17 protein-coding genes are annotated in these 21,980 nt (G+C 46.0%); 11 read left to right on the forward strand and 6 right to left on the reverse strand.

The genetic code is table 11. The features are described 5' to 3' along the window. The first annotated feature begins 52 nt into the window (after window positions 1-52). The 6 genes from AC23P2_RS03210 (at window position 53) to AC23P2_RS03235 (ending at window position 7,704) form a co-directional block, all read left to right on the forward strand. Window positions 53-2,185: a bifunctional aldolase/short-chain dehydrogenase gene (locus AC23P2_RS03210; RefSeq protein WP_487771856.1), complete on the forward strand. Its 2,133-nt coding sequence runs from the start codon at window positions 53-55 to the stop codon at window positions 2,183-2,185. 115 nt (window positions 2,186-2,300) lie between these two features. Continuing rightward, window positions 2,301-3,575 carry a sugar isomerase gene (locus AC23P2_RS03215; protein WP_472488177.1) on the forward strand — a complete coding sequence of 425 codons (1,275 nt, stop codon included), beginning with the start codon at window positions 2,301-2,303 and terminating at the stop codon, window positions 3,573-3,575. Window position 3,576: 1 nt separating this feature from the next. Next, window positions 3,577-4,983, forward strand: coding sequence for an FGGY-family carbohydrate kinase (locus AC23P2_RS03220; protein ID WP_487771857.1), 1,407 nt, complete (start codon window positions 3,577-3,579; stop codon window positions 4,981-4,983). 120 nt (window positions 4,984-5,103) lie between these two features. Further along, window positions 5,104-6,138 (forward strand): uroporphyrinogen decarboxylase, encoded by a 1,035-nt coding sequence (gene hemE / locus AC23P2_RS03225; RefSeq protein ID WP_487771858.1) that lies wholly within the window; start codon window positions 5,104-5,106, stop codon window positions 6,136-6,138. A 95-nt stretch (window positions 6,139-6,233) separates the two neighbouring features. Continuing rightward, window positions 6,234-7,013 carry a polyprenol monophosphomannose synthase gene (locus AC23P2_RS03230; RefSeq protein ID WP_122933393.1) on the forward strand — a complete coding sequence of 260 codons (780 nt, stop codon included), beginning with the start codon at window positions 6,234-6,236 and terminating at the stop codon, window positions 7,011-7,013. Window positions 7,014-7,170: 157 nt separating this feature from the next. Continuing rightward, entirely contained in the window at window positions 7,171-7,704 is a 534-nt protein-coding gene (locus tag AC23P2_RS03235; RefSeq protein WP_122933394.1) for a YceI family protein, read from the forward strand. A 104-nt stretch (window positions 7,705-7,808) separates the two neighbouring features. On the opposite strand, the gene AC23P2_RS03240 is transcribed toward AC23P2_RS03235, so the two are convergent. From AC23P2_RS03240 to AC23P2_RS03260, 5 genes are all read right to left on the reverse strand, one after another. Then, the gene (locus tag AC23P2_RS03240) at window positions 7,809-8,831 is read right to left on the reverse strand and encodes a lytic transglycosylase domain-containing protein (protein WP_487771859.1); all 1,023 of its coding nucleotides are present in this window, start codon (window positions 8,829-8,831) and stop codon (window positions 7,809-7,811) included. 290 nt (window positions 8,832-9,121) lie between these two features. After that, on the reverse strand, window positions 9,122-10,609 hold the full coding sequence (locus tag AC23P2_RS03245; protein WP_487771860.1) for a GH3 auxin-responsive promoter family protein: 1,488 nt from the start codon (window positions 10,607-10,609) through the stop codon (window positions 9,122-9,124). A gap of 95 nt (window positions 10,610-10,704) precedes the next feature. Then, on the reverse strand, window positions 10,705-13,170 hold the full coding sequence (locus AC23P2_RS03250; RefSeq protein WP_487771861.1) for an OmpA family protein: 2,466 nt from the start codon (window positions 13,168-13,170) through the stop codon (window positions 10,705-10,707). A 58-nt stretch (window positions 13,171-13,228) separates the two neighbouring features. After that, on the reverse strand, window positions 13,229-15,559 hold the full coding sequence (locus AC23P2_RS03255) for a T9SS type B sorting domain-containing protein (RefSeq protein ID WP_487771862.1): 2,331 nt from the start codon (window positions 15,557-15,559) through the stop codon (window positions 13,229-13,231). A gap of 124 nt (window positions 15,560-15,683) precedes the next feature. Beyond that, complete coding sequence (locus AC23P2_RS03260) at window positions 15,684-15,887, reverse strand: cold-shock protein (protein WP_028525990.1); 204 nt, start codon at window positions 15,885-15,887, stop codon at window positions 15,684-15,686. 304 nt (window positions 15,888-16,191) lie between these two features. Here AC23P2_RS03260 and AC23P2_RS03265 point away from each other — a divergent pair, with 304 nt between their 5' ends. Next, complete coding sequence (locus AC23P2_RS03265) at window positions 16,192-16,413, forward strand: PspC domain-containing protein (protein ID WP_028525989.1); 222 nt, start codon at window positions 16,192-16,194, stop codon at window positions 16,411-16,413. Between the two features lie 8 nt (window positions 16,414-16,421). Here the strand turns inward: AC23P2_RS03265 and udk are convergent, their stop codons facing one another. After that, window positions 16,422-17,039: a uridine kinase gene (udk, locus tag AC23P2_RS03270; RefSeq protein ID WP_028525988.1), complete on the reverse strand. Its 618-nt coding sequence runs from the start codon at window positions 17,037-17,039 to the stop codon at window positions 16,422-16,424. 207 nt (window positions 17,040-17,246) lie between these two features. Between udk and cysS the strand changes: the two genes are divergently transcribed. The 4 genes from cysS to AC23P2_RS03290 are packed head-to-tail and all read left to right on the forward strand — an operon-like array spanning window position 17,247 to window position 21,948. Continuing rightward, on the forward strand, window positions 17,247-18,782 hold the full coding sequence (gene cysS, locus AC23P2_RS03275) for a cysteine--tRNA ligase (protein ID WP_487771863.1): 1,536 nt from the start codon (window positions 17,247-17,249) through the stop codon (window positions 18,780-18,782). Window positions 18,783-18,802: 20 nt separating this feature from the next. After that, a complete protein-coding gene (locus tag AC23P2_RS03280; RefSeq protein ID WP_487771864.1) occupies window positions 18,803-19,366 on the forward strand; it encodes a DUF192 domain-containing protein in 564 nt (187 codons plus the stop codon). Window positions 19,367-19,391: 25 nt separating this feature from the next. Then, window positions 19,392-19,610, forward strand: coding sequence for a hypothetical protein (locus AC23P2_RS03285; protein WP_487771865.1), 219 nt, complete (start codon window positions 19,392-19,394; stop codon window positions 19,608-19,610). Beyond that, a complete protein-coding gene (locus AC23P2_RS03290) occupies window positions 19,570-21,948 on the forward strand; it encodes a T9SS type B sorting domain-containing protein (RefSeq protein ID WP_487771866.1) in 2,379 nt (792 codons plus the stop codon). The genes AC23P2_RS03285 and AC23P2_RS03290 overlap by 41 nt, the downstream gene beginning before the upstream one ends. Window positions 21,949-21,980: the final 32 nt, after the last annotated feature.

Genomic DNA, 21,980 nt, shown 5'->3' on the forward strand with positions numbered 1-21,980 from the left:
TACTATCAATCTCAGAACAGGTACTATACTATTCATAATCGCACAAAACACCATGTCAGCGACTACCACGCAATTCAAACATGTGAGCTATCTTTGGGACGAAGCCAAAGCCGCCGAACTCGCGGGCGACGAAGTAGCTCTTTTTATTTATCGTTCCAACATTCTGGGCGCCGATCTTCGTTTGACTAACTACGGAGGCGGTAACACGTCCGTTAAAATTACGGATAAAGACCCACTTACTGGCAAAGATGTCGAAGTAATGTGGATAAAGGGCTCAGGCGGAGACATTGGTACGCTCAAAAAGTCAGGATGCGCGGCATTGTACATGGAGCGCTTACGAAACCTCGAAAACGTTTATCGTGGTGTGGAGTTTGAAGATGAAATGGTAGAATTGTTCAACCACTGTATCTTTGATCTCGCCTCAAAAGCACCTTCTATTGATACTCCTCTCCACGGATTTTTACCATTTGCGCACATCGACCACCTTCACCCAGATGCAGCCATTGCCATTGCCGCGGCCAAAGACGGGAAGAAAATCACCGAAGAATTGTTTGGTGGTGAAGTAGGTTGGGTAGGCTGGCAACGCCCAGGTTTTGAGCTTGGCCTTCAGCTCCGCGCTTGTTTGGAAGAGGCCGCTTCGCGCGGTGTCAAATTACGTGGTATTATGCTTGGCTCGCACGGTTTGTTTACGTGGGGTGACACGGCGTACGAAAGTTACCTCAATACCCTCGAAGTCATTGAAAAATGCGCCGAATACTTAGAAGCAAATTATGGTAAGACGCGTCCTGTATTCGGAGGCCCAAAAATCGAGAGCCTTCCTGTGGAAGCCCGTACCAAACAAGCATCTAAGTTAGCACCCATTTTGCGTGGTTTCTGCTCTTCGTACCGCACAATGGTGGGACATTTCACCGACGATGCACGCGTATTGGAGTTTGTAAACTCAAACGATTTGGACAAATTGGCTCCCCTCGGGACTTCTTGCCCAGACCACTTCCTCCGCACAAAAATCTCTCCGTTGGTGCTTGAACTTGCTCCCGACGAAGACCTATCAGACGTAGCGGCCATCAAAGCTAAATTGACGCCTGCGTTTGAAGCCTACCGTGCGATGTACTCCGAATATTACGAAGCTTGCAAACACCCTAATAGCCCTGCCATGCGCGACCCTAATCCCGTCGTGATTTTGTACCCAGGCGTGGGGATGTTTACCTTCTCAAAAGATAAAACGACGGCCCGTTTGGCCTCTGAGTACTACATCAATGCCGTCAACGTAATGAAAGGCGCCGAAGCTGTTTCAGAATATACAGCATTGCCCCGTCAAGAAGCTTTTAATATTGAATATTGGTTGTTGGAAGAAGCCAAACTCCAACGGATGCCCAAACCCAAAGCTTTATCAGGACGCGTAGCGTTGGTGACTGGTAGCGCAGGCGGGATTGGTAAAGCTATCGCCAAAAAGTTTGCCGAAGAAGGCGCCGTTGTAGTTCTTAATGACATCAACGAAGAACGCCTTGAAGGGGCGAAAGACGAATTTGTCAAGAAGTTTGGCAGAGATTCCGTATCGACTACGCTCCTTAACGTAACCGACGCCGCCAGCATCGTGGATGCGATGGATGCCGCGTCCTTAGCGTTTGGCGGGGTTGACATCATCGTCAACAACGCAGGTATCAGTATTTCAAAACCCATCCAAGACCATACCCTTCAAGATTGGGATCGCTTGTACGACATCCTCGTCAAAGGGCAGTTCCTTGTGACGCAAGCGGGCGTAGAAGTGATGCGCAAGCAAGGTTTTGGGGGCGATGTCATCAATATTGTAAGTAAAAATGCCCTTGTTTCGGGGCCAAACAACGCAGGATACGGCTCGGCCAAAGCAGCTCAGTTACACTTGAGTCGCCTGAATGCAGCCGAATTGGGCGGAGATAAAATTCGCGTTAATACCGTCAATCCAGACGCCGTAATCGCTGATTCAAACATTTGGGCAGGTGGCTGGGCAGCAGGGCGCGCCAAAGCTTATGGCATTACCATCGAAGAACTTCCTGCGTACTACGCCAAACGCACGCTTCTCAACGAAGCCATCCTTCCCGACGATATCGCCAACGCTTGTTTCGCATTCGTAGGAGGCTTACTCAGCAAGTCAACGGGTAACGTTTTGAACGTAGATGGCGGAGTAGCCATGGCGTTTGTTCGCTAAAAAAAATTGTTTTTTCATCATAGGTTAGTTTAATACTCGAATCTAACGCCTGAATTCAGGCGTTAGATTTTATCAGTATAACCTGCTTTTTGACTTCTTCATCCCAATTCTTACCATGCAACTCGAAAAGTATAAAATACAACAGCACAACGATGACCTACTTACGGGACATCAACGCCGTTTGAGCTTCGCTGTTTCAGAAATTGAAAATGCCGAAGCCATCATTCAAAAATTGGTTGATTTTCAAATCGCCATTCCTTCGTGGGCACTTGGAACGGGCGGAACGCGCTTTGGCCGTTTTGCTGGTGGTGGCGAACCGCGCAGCCTCGAAGAAAAAATTGAAGACGTAGGTTTATTACACGCCTTGAATCAAGCATCGGGCGCAATCTCGCTCCATATTCCTTGGGATATTCCAAAAGATGCCAAAGCAATTAAAGCGCTGGCAGCACAACACGGCTTGAAATTTGACGCCGTTAACTCCAATACCTTCCAAGACCAAGCCGACCAAGCGTTAAGCTATAAGTTTGGTTCGTTACAAAACGTTGATAAAGGCGTTCGTAAACAAGCCATTGAACATAACATTGAAGTAATTAAGCACGGTATCGAGCTTGGTTCGGAATCGTTGACCGTTTGGCTTTCGGATGGTTCGTGTTTTCCTGGACAACTCAATTTCCGTAGAGCTTACCAAAATACCCTTGAAAGTCTTCACGAGATTTATGCGGCCATGCCCGACAACTGGAAGATGTTCTTGGAATACAAAGCCTATGAACCTAACTTCTATTCGACGACCGTAGGCGACTGGGGGCAATCGTATTCGTACGTACAAAAACTCGGCGACCGCGCCTATACGCTCGTTGATTTGGGACACCATTTGCCCAACGCCAACATTGAGCAAATCGTTGCGCTTTTGTTGATGGAAGAAAAACTCGGTGGTTTTCACTTCAATGACTCTAAATACGGCGATGACGACCTCACGGCAGGTGCCATGAAGCCTTACCAGTTGTTCCTTATTTTCAATGAATTGGTGGACGGTATGGACGCCCGTGGCATGAATCATGCGACTGATTTGGGCTGGATGATTGATGCTTCGCACAACGTCAAAGACCCATTAGAAGACTTACTACAGTCTGTAGAAGGAATTATGATGGCTTATGCCCAAGCGCTTTCGGTCGATAGAAAAGCCCTTGAAGAAGCCCAAGCCGTCAGCGATGTGGTTCGTTGCCAAGAAATTCTCCAAAATGCGTTCCGTACCGACGTTCGCGCAATCGTAGCCGAAGCTCGCCTTCGGGCAGGCGGGGCATTGAACCCGCTGGGGCTTTTCCGTCACTTAAAAGTACGCGAAAATCTCATCGCCGAACGTGGTCTTAAAACTGTAGCGACTGGTCTGTAAGATGAAAACTCCTGTTTGTGCCGTATTGGACATTGGTAAAACCAACAAAAAAGTATTTCTCTTTGACGAAAACTACCGTATCGTTTTGGAAAAATCGGGGCAATTTCCCGAAACAACCGACGAAGACGGCGACCCTTGCGAAAACGTTGACCTCTTGACTGATTGGGTCATCCAATCGCTCCAAGAAGTGTTATCGCTAGAAGACTACGACGTCAAAGCCATTAATTTTTCAACCTACGGAGCAAGTTTTGTTCACGTAGGCGAAGACGGCAAGCCCGTTGCTCCTTTGTACAATTACCTAAAACCGTACCCTGAGGCACTCAAGAACCAATTTTATGATACCTACGGCGGCGAACAGGAATTTTCTCGCAAAACGGCCTCCCCTATTTTAGGTAGCCTCAATTCGGGCATGATTATTTATCGCCTGAAGCACGAAAACCCTGCGTTGTTTGAAAAAATAAAGTATTCCCTGCACTTACCCCAATACGTAAGTTCGCTGATTTCGGGGCAATTTGCTTCCGATATTACGAGCATTGGTTGCCATACCAACCTTTGGGATTTTGATACGAATGATTACCACGCTTGGGTATCCAAGGAGCAAATCGGGGATAAACTTGCTCCTATTCAACCCGCAGACGTGGTTTCAACTCATGTGCTCAATGAGCAAGAGCGCATTGTGGGCGTCGGTTTGCACGATAGTTCATCGGCTTTGATTCCGTACTTGGTTAGCTTTTTAGAGCCCTTTGTATTGATTTCAACGGGCACGTGGTGCATTAGCCTCAACCCTTACAATCATACGCCACTCACAGCCGAAGAGCTTCAATACGACTGTTTGTGCTACATGCAGTACAACGGCAAACCTGTGAAGGCATCTCGCTTGTTTGCGGGCTACGAACACGAGCTACAAACCAAGCGATTGGCGACGCATTTCGGAAAAGACCTTGATTTTTACAAAAAAGTAGCGTTTGATGCAGCCATCATTCAGCAACTCAAAACCGAGAAAAAAACCGAAGGCATCGACTTTGAAAGCCTCTCAAAACCTCCGATGACGGAAGGGTTGTTTGGAAAAAGAGATTTGTCGGCCTTTGAATCGTATGAGCAAGCGTATCACCAGTTGATTTTGGACATTGTCGGTCAGCAAATCATTTCGACGGAGTTGGTTTTAAGAGGCTCAACTGTCAAGCGGATTTTTGTGGACGGTGGTTTTTCCAAAAACCCAATTTATATGAATCTGTTGGCAGGGGCTTTTCCTGACCTAGAGGTATTTGCGGCATCGGTAGCCCAGGCGACTTCGTTGGGGGCGGCGTTGAGCATTCACCGCCACTGGAACACCAAAACACTCCCTCCCGATTTGATTGATTTACGTTTTTACAATAGCCATCTTTCCCTCGACGGATTAGCATCGTAACCTTTCTCTATAAACCCCTAGCCGCCAATTGGAGTCAAACCCGCTGGCGGCTTTTTTATTAAACGGATATTTCTACCCCTACCCCCATCTCAACTGCCCGCTTATTCGTACATTTGCAGTATGGAATTACTACAAAATGACTTGTTTCTGCGTGCTGCACGCGGAGAAAAAACCGAACGTGTACCTGTTTGGATGATGCGTCAAGCGGGTCGAATTTTAGCCGAGTACCGTGCTGTGCGCGAGAAAGCAGGGAGTTTTATCCAATTGGCCACCACGCCCGAGCTAGCCGCCGAAGTGACCATCCAGCCCGTTGATTTGTTGGGCGTAGATGCTGCCATCATTTTTTCTGACATTCTCGTAGTGCCCGAGGCCATGGGATTGCCGTATGAAATGGAAGAAAAACGCGGCCCCGTATTTCCGAACGTTGTTAAAACTACGGCCGATATCGACGCCTTGCGCATTGCCGACCCCGAAGCGGACTTAGGCTATGTGCTGGAAGCCATCAAAATCGTGAAGCGTGACCTCAACGGCCGCGTACCACTCATTGGCTTTGCGGGCGCTCCATTCACTATTTTTTGCTACATGGTAGAAGGCCGTGGGTCAAAGACATTTTCGGTAGCCAAAAAAGCCCTGTATGCCGACCCTGAGTTTTCACATAAGTTGCTTCAAAAAATCACCGACAGCACCATTGCGTATTTAAAAGCCCAAATTGCCGTAGGTGCTAACTTGGTTCAGATTTTTGATTCATGGGCAGGAATTCTTTCTCCAGAGCAATACCGCGAGTATTCGTTGCCTTATATCAAACAAATCTGCGATGCCATTAACGAAGCCCCCGTTACGGTTTTTGCCAAAGGAGCGTTTTTTGCCCGCCAAGAAATTGGACAATTGAGCTGTTCGGTGGTAGGACTGGACTGGAACATGGACGCCGCTGAGTCGCGCGTGCTAATTCCTAACAAAACCCTTCAAGGCAACCTCGACCCCTGCGTATTGTACGCGCCTTATGACCAAATTCGCAAAGAGGTGCGTAAGATGATAGATACTTTTGGAACACAGAACTACATCGCTAACTTAGGACACGGCGTTTATCCTGACACCGACCCAGACAAAGTGCGTTGTTTTATTGACACTGTGAAGGAATATTCTAGCAACCTATAAAAATTAACTCTTTTTAACGATTTTGTCACATACTTATCATAGTTTGGAATCGTTTTTGTATTAGAGCAGTTATTATCCCCAAACCCGCTAAAGCTATGAAAGAGTGTGTGGTAGTGATTCCGACGTACAACGAGATTGAGAACATTGAAGCGATTATTCGCCGTGTGATGGGTCTTTCGCAGCCTTTTGACATCCTGATTGTGGATGATGGCTCGCCCGATGGCACTGCACTCAAAGTAAAAGAGCTTCAAAACGAATTTACTGGTCGCTTACATATTTTGGAACGAAAAGGTAAACAAGGACTAGGCACGGCCTATATCCACGGTTTCAAGTGGGCAATTCGGGAAGGATACCGCTATCTGTTTGAAATGGATGCCGATTTCTCGCACAATCCTGCTGATTTAGAACGCCTTTACCAAGCCTGTTCCGAAGGCGGTAGCGACATGGCGATTGGTTCGCGTTACATCAAGGGTGTTAACGTGGTCAACTGGCCAATGGGGCGCGTACTAATGTCCTACTTTGCGGGGGTGTATGTGCGTTTCGTAACGGGTATGCAAATCATGGATCCTACGGCGGGTTTCATTTGCTACAAACGCGAAGTGCTTCAAGGCATTGGTCTCGACGACATTAAGTTTGTGGGCTACGCTTTCCAGATTGAAATGAAGTTTAATACTTGGAAATACGGGTACCAAATTACGGAAGTGCCCATCATTTTCACCGACCGTACCAAAGGCGTTTCTAAAATGTCCACCAAAATTTTCAAAGAAGCCGTACTAGGCGTACTTTATCTTAAAATTCGCAGCTTCTTTAAAACCTACATTCGCCATAATGAGCCGAAAGAGGTGCCTATCATGGGCATTACTGAAATGGCGTAATCCAATTTTATTTTTCCCAAAAACCGCTTTAGACACTCCTAAAGCGGTTTTTTTATGTTGTAAAAAATATTTTTCGTAAAATGTATTGACATTATATGTATATACATATATATTTGCATCATCAATTTTGATATAACTCAATTAAGACAATACAGCAATGGCAACTTCAACATGGGTAATCGACCCAACACACTCAGAAGTACAGTTTAAAGTAAAGCACCTTGTGATCTCAACCGTAACGGGTAGCTTCAAATCATTTGAAGGTTCAGTTCAAACCGAAGGCGATAGCTTCGACGGTGCGAGCATCCAATTTACAGCCGATGTAAACAGCATTGACACCAACATGGAACAGCGCGATGGTCACTTGAAGAGCGCTGATTTCTTTGATGCAGAAAACTTCCCTACACTTTCATTTGCTTCTACGTCATTTGTTCAAAAAGGTGATGATGAATTTACACTTACGGGAGACTTGACCCTTAGAGGTGTAACAAAATCTATCAGCCTTGCCGTTAACTACGGTGGTCAAATGGTAGATTTTTACGGAAATACCAAAGCAGGTTTTGAACTTACAGGAAAAATCAACCGTAAAGATTTTGGTTTGAACTGGGGAGCAGTAACCGAAGCAGGTGGTGTGGTAGTAAGTGACGAAGTAAAACTTCACTTCAATATCCAAGTAGCGAAACAAGCGTAATGAGCATTGATAGAAAGTAACACCTCTCTTCATCAACCTACTAAAAAACAAAAATGGCGATTTTCAAATGAAAATCGCCATTTTTGTTGGTAATATTGGAGACCCTACGCCGCCAAAGGCGAAGGCATCTGCAAGTCTAAGCTACGCGACTCAGCCAACAGCGCTTTGAGGTCGTTGCGGCGGCGGTAGTTTAATCGGATGGCACGCCACCAAATGTAGCGCTGGTGCTTTTCCGAATTTTGTGCCAATTCGAGATCTGCTTTTTCCTCATTATAAGGAAAATGAAATACCCCTGTTCGTTTGAACGAAAGCGGTATTAGCTCTTCAAAGCCTGTTACCATCGCTTCATTGAGCGAAGTTACAACTTCCGCAAGCTGCAATTCGTTGGTAGCATTTGGTTTTACCTTAATTTTAGGTGGTGCTACCAAGCCCAAAGCCAGTCCAAACTGCTTCATAAATTTAACGAGAGAAATCTCTTCCAGGATCACTGGTGCATATACCTCTGGGCGCGTAAAGAGCTCTTTTGCCGCCAATACGCGGTAGAGATACTTACGGTTCTCGGCACTGATACGAAGTTTGTAATACCCCGTTTTACCGTGCCTACCCAAGTATTTTCTTACTTTGGTAGGCCCTGCGTTATAAGCAGCGGCTACCATCGACCACGACCCAAGTTCGTGGTACAGATTGACAAAATACTGACAAGCAGCGTGTGTAGATTTCACTAAATCTTCCCGCTCATCGACGTTTCCGTTGATGACTAAGCCCATCGCACGGGCTGTTTGTGGCATAAATTGCCAGTACCCATAAGCACCTCGGTGTGAAACTGCCTTTGCTTCAAGTGCACTTTCGACTACGCACAGGTATTTAAAATCTGAAGGGACTTGGTACTGCTTTAGAATCGGTTCAATCACACGAAAGAATTTCTGCGCGCGAGGTTTTATCTCGTGAAGGGGCATACTAGCTGTATGCATCAACGCAGATTGAAAATAAGTAAGTACCTGCTTTTCGTAAACTGGCAATGGTTCGTCACAAAAACGGATACAAGTAGATTCGTTAAAGCCCTCGGCTTGCGCTCCTACTGTGTACAACAGAAGTGTTGAAAGAATAAGACATTGTTTCCTTTTCAAAACAAATTTTGGTTAGTTAAACATTGCGACGTATAGTCTTAAAAAAGTCACAGGACGCCGCTTTTCCATAGCTGATTTTGCTTTGTTAACGTAAAGTTAGTAAAAAATTGTACAATTACCCAATTATTTATCGGTAGATTATCAGGTAGTTGCAAAAAACCACTCTACGTTTTATCACAAAGAAATCAAAAACCGTGCCTAATTCTTAGCTGTTTTTACGGGCAAAAATCAATAAAAAAAGGCTGCCTTTTTACAGCAACCTTTCTTCTGGCCTTTGGGGCTTTTATTGGTTATTTGGCCAAAGCATCGGCTATTTTTCGGTCATTTGCCAAACGAGGGACTTTGTTTTGCCCACCTAATTTCCCTTGCGAACGCATGTAATCAATGAACGCATTTTTGGGCAGGGCATTGATTTTAAGCGGCCGTAAAATACTTCCCGAAATTAAGTCATCGTAATAGACGTTTAATTTTGCCAAACGTTCATCAATATCTTTTGCAAACTGCTCCATGTTATTAGGAAGTGTTGCAAATTCAATGAGCCACTCGTGATAAGGTAGTCCTTCTGAAGGGGTCACCATCGGAGCCACGGTAAATTCTACGACTTCCGTTTCGGGGTGGCGCTGCATCGCGTATTGAAGTGCCTTTTCCACCTCTTCGCCAATGACGTGTTCGCCAAAAGCCGAAATAAAGTGTTTGATGCGTCCCGTTACCAGCAAACGGTAAGGGTCTTTGGAAACAAACTTAACCGTATCGCCAATCGAATACCCCCAAAGTCCCGCATTATTGTTGATAATCAAGGCGTAGTTTTTACCCACTTCCACTTGTTCGAGGCTCAAGCGAGTCGGGTTTTCGTTGAAAAATTCGTCGGCAGGAATAAACTCGTAAAAAATACCTGTATCGGCCAACAACAACAACCCTTCAGCATCTTGGGAATCTTGGTAAGCAATAAAACCTTCCGAAGCAGGGTACATTTCAATCGAATCAATTTTTTTACCAATCGAGTCAAATAATTTGGCACGATAAGGTTCAAAATTTACCCCACCATAAACAAACAATTGAAAATCAGGGAAAACATCTTTGATGGGTTTGCCCGTACGCGCAATGATACGGTCAAAGTACATCTGCACCCAAGGCGGAATGCCCGAGATAAGCGACATCGGCTGATGAATCGTTTCGTCGATAATACGCTCTAGTTTTTCTTCCCACTCCTCAATACAATTGGTTTCGTAGGTAGGCATTTGATTGGTGCGTAGGTAAGCGGGCACGTGGTGGTTAGAGATACCCGACAAACGGCCCGTGGGCACGCTTCCTTTGGTATCTAAAACAGGACTACCCGACAAGAAGATAAGTTTTTGGTCTAAAAACTCCGCTTTGCCTGTTTCATGAATGTAATTCAAAAGGGCATTACGCGCCGAATCAATGTGATTGGAGATAGAGTCTTTACTAATAGGTATGTATTTAGTACCAGAAGTAGTACCCGATGTTTTGGCAAAGTAAATCGGTTTAGCAGGCCACAAGACATCGTCTTGCCCGTCGATGACTTGTTGGATATACCCTTTCAAGTCTTCATAATCACGAACAGGGACGGCTTGTTTAAAATCTTCGTACGAATATATATCCTTAAAAAAGTGGTCTCGTCCGAACACCGTATGTTTGGCTTGACCAATCAGGCGCTGACGCCATTTGTCTTGAGCGGCGGGTGCGTTGTACATCCACCCTTGTTGCTGGTTAGCGATATACCGAGCCAGCGGCTTACTAAGCGAAGAGCGAAAGCCCATTTTTTCGTAGTTATAATGGTTATACGGAAAGGCAATACACCTACCGACGCACCAAAAATAGACGATTTATGGCGTTTGCTCAAAAAAAGCGTTGTTTATCTGATTTCTACCACTTTAAATTCGGTTCTGCGGTTGCGTCTGTATTCGGCTTCCGTACAAATCACCCCATCAACGCACCCGTTTACTGGCATACTTTCGCCCATTCCCGTTGCTTTTAATCGCTTACGGGCCACGCCTTTTGCTACCATATAGTTAACAATTTCTTGTGCTCTATTTTGGGATACTGTTTTGTTGCGACTAGCTTCACCACGGCTATCGGTATGCGAAAGAATCTCCGCTTGCAACGACGGGTAACGCTTCATCGTAGCCACTAGCTTGTCCAGTTCACGGGCGGCGTCAGGGCTAATGGTGCGTTTACCTTGGTCGTGGTAGATGTTATCTAATTGCACAATATCCCCCTTTTTTAGTAACCCCACGTCGTTTGACAATACTTTTGGTGCGGTTTTCTTCGGTACTCTGGCGATTTTGAGGGTGTTTGTACCGTAGGTGTCTTTGGAGTAAATCAAGGTATAGTCGCAGCCTTCCAAAATCTCAAAATCATACTTACCATCAGGCCCTGTAATCGTTTCGTATATTTTTTTATCACATTCGTTTCGTAACCTTACCAATACTCCTTCAATCGGTTGACGGTCGGTTTCGGTTCGTACGATTCCCCTAACGCGCGAATGTTTGAGGTGTTGAAGCGAATCAGTCAGGGATGTTTTTTTTTTTTGAGGGTCTTCGTTTTGGCTCACCATGGTTTGAACTACCGCAGGATGTGCCAAACTAAGTTCTAGCCGTGTGGGTTTGTCGTCGGTCAGATGATGGGTAGAAAAACCGACCGTATTATCAATAAAACCCTCTTTTGACACCGTAAAAATGAAATCGTTATCCGACGCCAAACAAAGATGTGCCCAGCCATCGGCATCGGTCTGAAGTGTTTTCTCGGTTGACTCTCCTCCTATTTTGGAACGAATGGCAATCGTTGCACTGTCGAGGCGCTGCATGGTTTCTGCATCAAACACGCGCAATAACAGCTCCCGACATTCGTACAACGAGCTTTCACGCGTGAAGCGGTAAATATCATCGTCGCCCTCGCGGCGGTTGCTGCTAAAATACCCCGTAGTACGCGCCCCGTCGGTTACAATGCCAAAATCATCGGCTTTAGAATTGATAGGAGCATCCAAATGAATGACCTCAATCACCTTGGTTCCGTCTTTGCTCAGCACAGCATAGTATAAGTCAAGGCCACCCAATCCACCTTTTCTTCCTGACGTAGAAAAATAGAGATTCCCTACTTCATCCACAAACGGAAATACTTCATCTTGGCGGGTATTGAGTTCTTTCCCCATATTGACGGGCTTCGACCACTGTTCATTTTCCCAACGCGACACGTATATATCTTTCCCTCCCATACCTTTTGGCATATCTGAAACGAAATACAACAAATTGCCATCTTTGCTCAACGCTGGGTGGGCGGTAGAGTATTCGTCGCTGTTAAACCCAAGCTCCTGCACGTTCGTCCAGTCACCATTTCCCCACTGCGCTGTGTATAACTTTAATTTGATGTTGTTATCTTCGCTCATCCCTTTTTGACCTTCATTGAAGTTGTTACGGGTAAAGATGATGCGTGAGCCATCGGCACTAAAAGTTGCAGGGCCTTCGTGAAAGCGGGTATTCAATTCTTTGCTAAACGAAACTGGCTTCCCTGGTTTGGCCACCTCGCCCGTGGACGTAGCCGCTTCGGTGTTAAGTCCGTAGGAGTTATAGCTGCCCAAAGTACGTGAATCGTTGGAAGTAGGGCGCGTGTAGGCATCGCTGCCCAGACGGCTGCTTTTGGAGGCTGAGGCTGTGGGTCTGTTGGTTTCTTTGCCACTTGTTTCTGTTCCATCCGAATGAAGCGTGGTCGTTGCCTTGATTTCATCGCGATTAGGAATATAAAACAAATCGAGGTATCCTTTTTGAGTTGATTCCGAAGACACCGACGTCTTCCCCGATAAATACACCAAGCCCTCTTTATAGTACATAGGACTAAATTCGGCGTCAGAAGTATTAATTCCCAAGTAATCTAAACGGTACGTAATTCGTTTTTTGGTATAGGTTTGAGCACTTTGCATTTGCCGTCCTTCTTGCTGTTTTTCAGCTTGGTAGCGCTCAAAATACCGTTGCGATTCCTGCATCTGTCCAAGGTTGGCTAACACTTTTGCGTAGTGTAAATAGTGCGTAGTAAGCCCTCCCGAAAGCCCTTTTTCGGCCAATGCTTGCTGGTAAAAACTAGCTGCTCTTTCGCTATCGCCCAATTGGAGATACGCATACCCCATGTTGAGAAAGGTTATCTGACGTTGGCTAGCGGGAAGCAACCCATCGTCGATAACGTCTTGATACAATGCAATTGCCTTGGCGTAAGCTTGTGTATCAAACTGACGATTGGCTTGTTGGAGCAACGTCTCACGAACGGGCGTTTGTGCCATTGCTGAAACTGAAACCAATGCAGCTAAACAAAGATGCTTGAGTTTATTCATGGGTGGTTGCATTTTTACCCAGTAGGGTCCTCCTTAATAATTTTTTAACGAACGATACTTAACGGCTTATTGTCAAAAATCTTGAAAACTCGCGTCCATCGCTCAGTTTAATAACATAGAAATAAGTTCCTGTCGTAAGTGCCCCTTGCGGGCCTCCGTTCCAGTCGTTTTTATAGTCATCGGCCTGATACACAATCCCTCCCCAGCGGTTGTAAATCTCCACCGAAGCCTTGAGGGCGGTTGGCTTTTTAATCACAAAAAAATCGTTGATGCCGTCTGAGTTAGGCGAAAAACCTTCAGGAATAAACACATCTTTATCGTCACCACGGAGGGTATTTAAAGCGATGGGCGTTGGTTCTGCATCATCGGTAGGGTCTTCGTTTTGGTTAATGTCGGGCCAGTTGCCATTGGCAGATTTATCAGCGCAGAGATGGCCGTTCATGTCCAATGCTGTTACAAAAGCTGTGTTGTAGAAAACCGAGTCTTGGGCGTTGGTAAAATCTATGGTTGTTTTGAAATTGACCTCCCGTGCCTGCCCTGCCGTTAGATTACACTCTTCAGGAATCAGCAGTTCATAGTTGCCATTTCTACCCGTGAAGGTAGTGTCTAGTCCCCATTTTACTTCGGTGTTCGTGACAGGGTCCATCACCACCACCGACGGTTTTCCCACAATCACAGCGCCGTTGTTAAACACTTTGTCGAGGCTATCGACCATCCGCACTTCCACGAGGTCGTTGGCACCCATGTTGACTACCTGAATGCTGTATTCGATTTCGAACAAATTGGTACTGAGTCGTTTCCAACTTTTTACTACTTTATTAACCCCAACCATTTCTTTCGGCCTGTCGGTATTTGCATCTATTTTGAGCTCAACCAGCGACGAACCTGCCTGACAAGGGCCTGCTCCATCGGGGTCGTCGCTGCTAAACCGAATCGTCACTTTTCCCGCCTGACGATCTTCGGGCGAAGGGGCATAAATCACTGACAGTCCGTTGGTGGTATTAAACGTTCCTGTGCCATTGCTACTCCAAGTTCCCGAGCTGGCCGAGCCTCCGATTTTACCTTCAAGGTAGTGGTTTCCAATGGTTGTACGCTCCGTAATGGTAATGACTGCCGTCGCGGGGTTATTAATACACACTGCCAATGGCTTGTCGCAAGGCGTAATGCTCACCGCCACCGCCGCTGGCGCACTGTAGCAACCATTGGCATTACGTGCGAATAAATAGTAAGTGCGATTTTCGGAGATGGCTCCCACATCAGCTACCAACGCTGACGTAGGCGAGTTACCCATTCGGGCTTCGTAATAAACCCCTTCAGCGGCTTTTTGTTGAAGCGCGCTCGATAAATCTACCGTCACAAATGGGCAACTATTTTTGAGTTGGGCAACCACAGCGGGCGTAGCAGGGGCTTGGCTCTGTACCGAAATAACCACTGGCTGAGACACGCCACTCTGGCACTCGCCACGCACACAAATAGCCGTATATTGGGTTTGCTGCGTTGGTTTTACGGTAAGGGTTCGGCCTTGGGCATTTGTATTCCAAAGCACTGCACCGTTGCAGCTTTCTGCGGTTAATACTACTTCCTCTCCTTGGCAAATGACGGTTTTGGATGCTTTTAGTACGGGCGTTACGGGCGGTGCCACTTCCAGTAGTAGGGTACTTTCTACCGCTTTACAAACCGACGATGCACAAAACACTGAATAATTAGTGGACGTCTCGGGCTTGACCGTAATGCTCTTTCCGATTTCTCCCGTTGACCATTTTATTTGCCCGCTGCAATTTCCTCGGGCTGTCAGTGTACTGCTTTCGCCTTTGCATACTGCCGCTTTCGTTGCAGAAATCAGCAATGGTTCTCCTCCTACAACGGACACGATGACGTCGTCAGCAAAGCAACTTACGCAGCCTTCGGTACGGCAGGTGGCCGTATATTTTGTGGTGTTGATGGGTTGCACTTGAATGCTCGCCCCCAACATGCCATTAGACCAAATGAAGTTCCCTGTGCAGCCCGTGGCCGTCAGGGTAACAGTATCGCCCAAGCAGACGCTCGTTTTATTGGCTTTTACAACAGGCGTTGCTGGAATCGTAACAGTAATGGGGAGAGCATTTGATGAAGCACTTTTGCAGCTATCTTTTTGACAATAGGCGGTGTAGGTGGTTGTCTGTGACGGATATACCGTCAGTGGGTTACCTGTTTTGCCATTCGACCAAATCACGGTTCCACTGCACCCTGCTGCTTTCAAAATAATCGGCTGTCCAGCACACGTTACTTGCTTTTCACTACTTATCGTGGGGGCCGACAATCCATCGCAATCTTGCACACTGCTTGCCCAACTGAGCTGAGCTAGGAGTGTTGCCAAGAAAAACAAGCCGATTGGTAATGATACTTTCATAAATAACTGTAAACCCTAAAAATTTTCAGTTAATAAAAATATCATAAATCGTGCCAAAGGCATCTGGACAAAAAAATAGGGAACGCTTTAAGGCGTTCCCCATCACGTTTTGCCAACGTAAAGATTATATTTTCTTTACTTTCGCTGCATTCACGCCTTTTTTGCCTTCCACAGCCTCAAACTCAACGCGGTCTTTCTCACGAATGACAAGGCCGCCTAAAGCAGTCACGTGTACAAAAATTTCTTGTTGTTTGTCGCCCGGTTCGTCAAGTATAATGAAACCATACCCTTTTGCTTCATTAAAAAACTTTACTGTTCCTGTTTGCATTGTACTACTAAAATTAAGAAAAATGAGAAAATAATTTAAGGGATTGATTGCCAATCACCTCATTTATAAGAACATTACAAAGGCCCGACAAACGCTAATCAATGAGTTAAAAAGTAAAAGGCTCACTATCAGAAAAATGCCTTGACTATCTTTGCATTGCATTCACAATGAAGTTTTGATGCAACCTTGAAACAAAATTATAAAATAAATGTTACATGTCAAGTTATCTAACTTGTTATTAAAAGGCTTGACATTCACATTTTCGTTCTGTAATTTCGCTTCTAAACTCTTCTAAAACGCTATTATGTACCGTTTCCGATATTTTATTGAAAACCAAATCTTTGGCGTTTGTTCGAGGTTGGGCGAAGTTCTCAACATTTCGGTCAGCAGCATTCGCCTCTACTTCATTTATGCCTCGTTCCTGACGTTTGGCTCTCCCATCATCATTTATTTAGCCATGGCTTTTTGGATGGAAATTGGCAAACATTTGCGCCGTCACAAAAATCCTACCATTTGGGAATGGTAAGTTACTAATCAGGATACTTTTGTTTTTAAGAACGATTTTACGACTTCTAAGCCACGGTGAAAATGACGATTATTAGGAATAATCAGGTCTGCATCTGCTTTGGAAGGCTTGATAAATTGTTCGTAAGTAGGAAAAACGTGGTTTTCCCAACGGTAAAGCACGTCGGTCAAGTCGTATCCACGCTCCACCTGATCACGAATAATACGTCGCTTGAGTTTGATGTGTTCTTTGGCGTCAATATATATTTTCAGATCAAGTAACTCCGAAATTTCTTTGAAATAAAACACAAATATACCTTCGACCACGATAATGGGAGTAGGCCGAAAAGTTAGCATTTGCGGAATAATATTGGGATTGTTAAAGGTATATTCTAGTTTTTCAACTGGTTTGCCTTCTCGAAGTTGAATGATATGTTCGGCGTACGAACGATGGTTGATGGCAATAGGTAAGTCAAAATTATGAACCCCATTTTCATCCACAGGGACTTCGTTCCGAGGACGATAATAGTGGTCTTGTGAAATGAGACAAATTTCATCTTCTGAAAATGCGCCCATCAAACTATTCAAAAAATACGTTTTTCCCGATGCACTCCCGCCCGTGATACCAACGATAAAAGGTTTTTTCATCCGGTAAAGTTACAGTTCCATCCGCAAATACTGAACTTCCAGCACGGATTTTGTACACGATGCCACAACAAATTGTTAGTTTTGCATTCATTTATTCTATTTCTAACTATGCCCATCACAAAATTTACTATCGCCTACTTCCGATGTTGCTGCTAACCTGTTTTAAATTTTAGTCTAAAACTTGAATAGTAGCAACTTATATATCTCATGAACCAACCACTCAAAATTTATAACTCCCTCACCCGACAGAAAGAACTTTTTGAAGCCATCAATGCCCCTTACGTAGGAATGTACGTGTGTGGACCGACGGTTTATAACTACGTACACCTTGGGAACGTACGTACTTTTTTGACGTTCGACACGCTGTTTCGCTACCTTTCACACATAGGTTATAAAGTGCGCTACGTGCGTAACATTACCGACGTGGGCCACCTCGTAGGCGACGGCGACGAAGGTGAAGACAAAATAGGGCGCATGGCAAAATTGGAACAATTGGAACCCATGGAAATCGTCCAGCGCTATACCAACGATTTTCACCAAGTGTTGGACCAACTCAATTTCCGTCCGCCGAGCATTGAGCCTACCGCTACAGGCCACTTGATTGAACAAATCGAGGCGGTCAAAGACTTAATCTCGAAAGGATTGGCATACGAATCAAACGGTTCGGTTTATTTTGATATCAATAAATATAACGGCCAAGGCCACAGTTACGGAAAGCTTTCGGGCAGGGTATTGGACGAACTTTTGACCGAAACCCGCGAACTCGAAGGAACCAGCGAAAAACGCAATCCGCTCGACTTTGCCATTTGGAAAAAAGCCGCTCCCGAGCACATCATGCAGTGGGAATCACCTTGGGGCAAAGGATTTCCAGGCTGGCACCTAGAGTGTACTTGCATGAGTACCAAATACTTAGGAAAACAATTTGATATTCACGGTGGTGGAATGGACCTTAAATTTCCACACCACGAATGCGAAATTGCGCAAGGAACGGGCATCAACGGTACCGACCCTGTGCGTTATTGGATGCACTCCAACATGCTCACCGTCAACGGGCAGAAGATGTCCAAATCGTTGGGAAATTCGTTTTTACCGCGCGAGCTGTTTGCTGGCGACCACCCGCTGCTCGACCAAGCCTACAGTCCTATGACGAGCCGTTTCTTCATGCTACAGTCGCAATACAGAAGTACGCTTGACTTCTCCAACGACGCCTTAAAAGGCTCACACAAAGCCTATAAACGCCTAATGAATGGGTTAAAAGCCATCAAAGAAATGGTGTATATCCCTGCCGAAGTAACCACTAGCAGCGATGAAGTAGGTTTGAAAGTATCAACGCCTTGCGTTCAGGTGGATGAGAAGAAAGTCGCTGACATCCAGAAGTCGGTTCAAGGATTTTACGATGCCATGAACGACGACTTAAACACGGCCGTGGCTATCGCGCAGCTATTTAACATGTTGAAATACATCAACATGCTTTATTTGAATCAGCTTGTTCCTGCGGCATTGGGAGAAGACGGATTTGCTGCCCTCAAAAACAATTTTATCATTTTTACGGAAGAAATTCTGGGCTTGGTAGAAGAACGCAGTGAAAACGATGCCGTTTTGAATGGAATGCTCAACCTGTACCGCGAATACAAAGCCGCCCAACAATACGAGAAAGTGGACCAAATTCGTTCGTATTTCAAAGCTCAAAACCTAGTCATCCGTGACATGAAACACCGCATCGACTGGGCATACGAGGAGTAAGTCATAACCCAATCACATTCATGCAAAAGAGAAGCGCTTACTTCAGTTATATTTTGTTAGCCATTTTTGTACTGGCAGGGGTTTTGTACATCGCAAGACCTCTGCTAGTAGCAGACCCTAACGAAGCTGCACCAGTAGCCGACGCCCCTGCGCCATCGGCGCTCCCCGAAAGCTCGACACCTGCTACGGCTCCAGCCGCTACGAGCAGCGGCATTACGAAAGAAGGCGAAGTTGTTTTTTTACGTGGAGGTCAACAGCTTCGCAAAATCGACGTTGAAATTGCTGAAAACGATGCAGAACGCGCCAAAGGGCTGATGTTTCGGCCGTATCTTTCAGATTCGGTAGGAATGCTTTTTGTGTTTGAACAAGCTACACCGCAATCGTTTTGGATGAAAAACACGATGATTTCGCTGGACATTATTTACGTTGACGCTGGCAAAAAAATCGTCTCTATTCAGAAAAATGCAAAGCCTTATTCAGAGGAAAGTTTGCCTTCCTATGGCGAAGCACAATACGTAGTGGAAGTAAACGGCGGCTACTGCGACAAATATGGTGTCAAAGTGGGTGATACGATTGCTTTCTAAAAATTGGCGTAAATTTTGCTTGCTATTGCCCAATACTCGCCCCGACATCCAGTCGGGGCGGATATGGTTTAGCGTCTCTGACGCATTTTCCATCCAGTCGGGGCGGATACGGTTTAGCGTCTCTGACGCATTTTCCATCCAATCGGGGCAGGCATGGCGTAGCGTCTCTGACGCACTTTCCAGCAAAATAAATTCCCTTTACAATGAAAAGTTGGTTAACAGCGGTGGTTTTGGTGGTGTGTAGTATGAACAGTTGGGCCAATCACATCATTGGCGGTGACATTTCAGTGACCCGCCGTAGCACTTCTTCTAACGATTTCACCATCACGCTCACGCTCATTTACGACGCAAACCTCCGCAGCACTGAAGACAACGCCTTTGTGTCGATTTTTCGTAAAAGCGATAACAGCAGAATTGAAGATTTAACGCTCGTGCGCGTTGCAAAACAAGAACTCCCCTACACCAATGCTCGTTGCGTTGGCAGTCCGTCGGATGCTAAAAACACCTTGATTCGTTACACGGTCAATGCTACATTTTCGACAGCGGCTTACAACGCTGCGGGCGGCTTTTATTTGGCATGGGAAGAATGCTGTCGCAACGGCAACTTGCTTAATATTCAAACGCCCAGCCGCGTTGGACTTGTTTTTTACGCCGAACTACCTCCGCTTGCCACCGTCAACAGTTCCCCCGTTTTTAAAGCACCCGAAATAAAATACATCTGCGTAGGAAAAGATGTAGAAGCCGATTTCAGTGCCACCGATACCGACAAAGACGAACTTACCTACAGCATCGTCACGCCATTTATTGGTTCTACCGATGGCGGCGGGACTTTCCCTACCAAGGCGCAGTCAGGCCCGTACAAACGCACCGCTTGGGCCAATGGTTTTGACAGTACAAAAGCGATTTCTGGCAAAACACCCTTAACTATTGACCCTAAAACGGGTAAAATTACCGTCAACGCCTCGCAGCTAGGTTCGTTTGCCTTTGCCGTTCGTTGTGAAGAATACCGCAACGGAGCAAAAATCGGCGAAGTACGAAGAGAGTTTGTTTTCCAAGTCGTTGACTGCGTTTCCACCCCTCCTTCGGCTGTTTTTATCAACGTAAAATCAGCCACTTCTGGCGTCGTTCCTACGACTCAGTCCAACGGACACGTATCGGCATTAACCATGTGTGGAATCGACAGCGCAGTGCTAAAACCCGACGATGAAGACCCACAATGGGCTTACGAATGGCAGCGCGACGGAAAAAAAATAGAAGGGAATACATCAGCATCTCTAGTTGTGAAACAAGCAGGCGTTTATACGCTTCTCAAACGTTTTGCCCAAAGTTGCAGCGCTGAAGAGGTTACTACCAACACCACCACTGTCAACCTCAAAAGTACACCTTCTGTCAAGATAACCTCAAGCCGCCCACTTCCTTTTTGTGATAGCGATAGCACTAATTTGAGCATCGAAACGGCGGCAGGCTCTACCGTGGCTTGGAAATACAACGGGCAAGCCGTAGGAAGTAACGCCTCTACCTTATATTATGTCAAACAAGCTGGTATGTACCAAGTAACCGCCACCGACGGCGTTTCTCAATGCCAAGCCAAAGACAGTGTTATTATCAAATTGGTCGCTGGCCCACCTGCTCCCATTTCTATTTCGGGGCCGCCCATTTTTTGTACCAACGATTCGGTGAAACTCTCCACTCCCGATGTCAAAACTTACGAGTACGTTTGGTACCAAGACAGGGTTCCTATTTTTTCGGTCATTACCAACGAATTATACCCGCAAAAATCAGGAAAATACAGCGTGGCAGTGGTTGACACAGCTACACGCTGTGCCACGCGTTCGCTCGTTTTAGAGATTGTCGTCAAGCCTTCCCCCAAAGTTACGTTAGACTCTATTGCTCCACTTTGTACCACTACTCTCCAAGCCATCACCCTCCGAGGAACGCCCGCAGGTGGCGTGTTCAGCGGCAATGGCGTAACAGGCAATCGCTTTGTTTCACAAAACTTAGCCGCAGGTTCGTACCCCATCACCTACACTTATACCAATCCCGAAGGGTGTTCGGGCAAAGCCACTCGTTTGGCAAGGTTATCGCCCCCGCCCCGCATCGATGGTACTGACCGATGGATCATCGTGAAAGGAGACAGCGTAGAACTACGAATACTTCCCCCGCTCAATTCGACAGTTTCGTGGTTTCCGAGCATTGGCTTGAGCAATCCCGCTGCGCCACGCCCCTACGCAAGCCCCGATCGAACCACCACCTACACCCTCACCGTAAGTACACCCGAAGGCTGTGTTTCGGAGAAAAAAATCACCGTACTCGTCATTGACTTGAACATTCCAAACGGCTTTACGCCCAACAACGACGGCAATAATGATACGTGGGAAATTGGGGGAATCACGGAATATCCCAACTGCACCATAGAAGTACTCAACCGCTGGGGAAATGTCGTTTTTAGTAGCAAAGGCTACACCACGCCTTGGGATGGCCGCTGGAACGGCGAATTCGTGCCCGTCGGAATGTACTACTACCAAATTTATCTTCGGGAGGTAGCGCACAAATTCACGGGGAGTTTGAGCGTGATTCGATAATTTTATCGTAAAATCGCGTCAAATTTACTCGT

The sequence above is a fragment of the Runella sp. R0.1_18 genome (genome assembly GCF_057652155.1).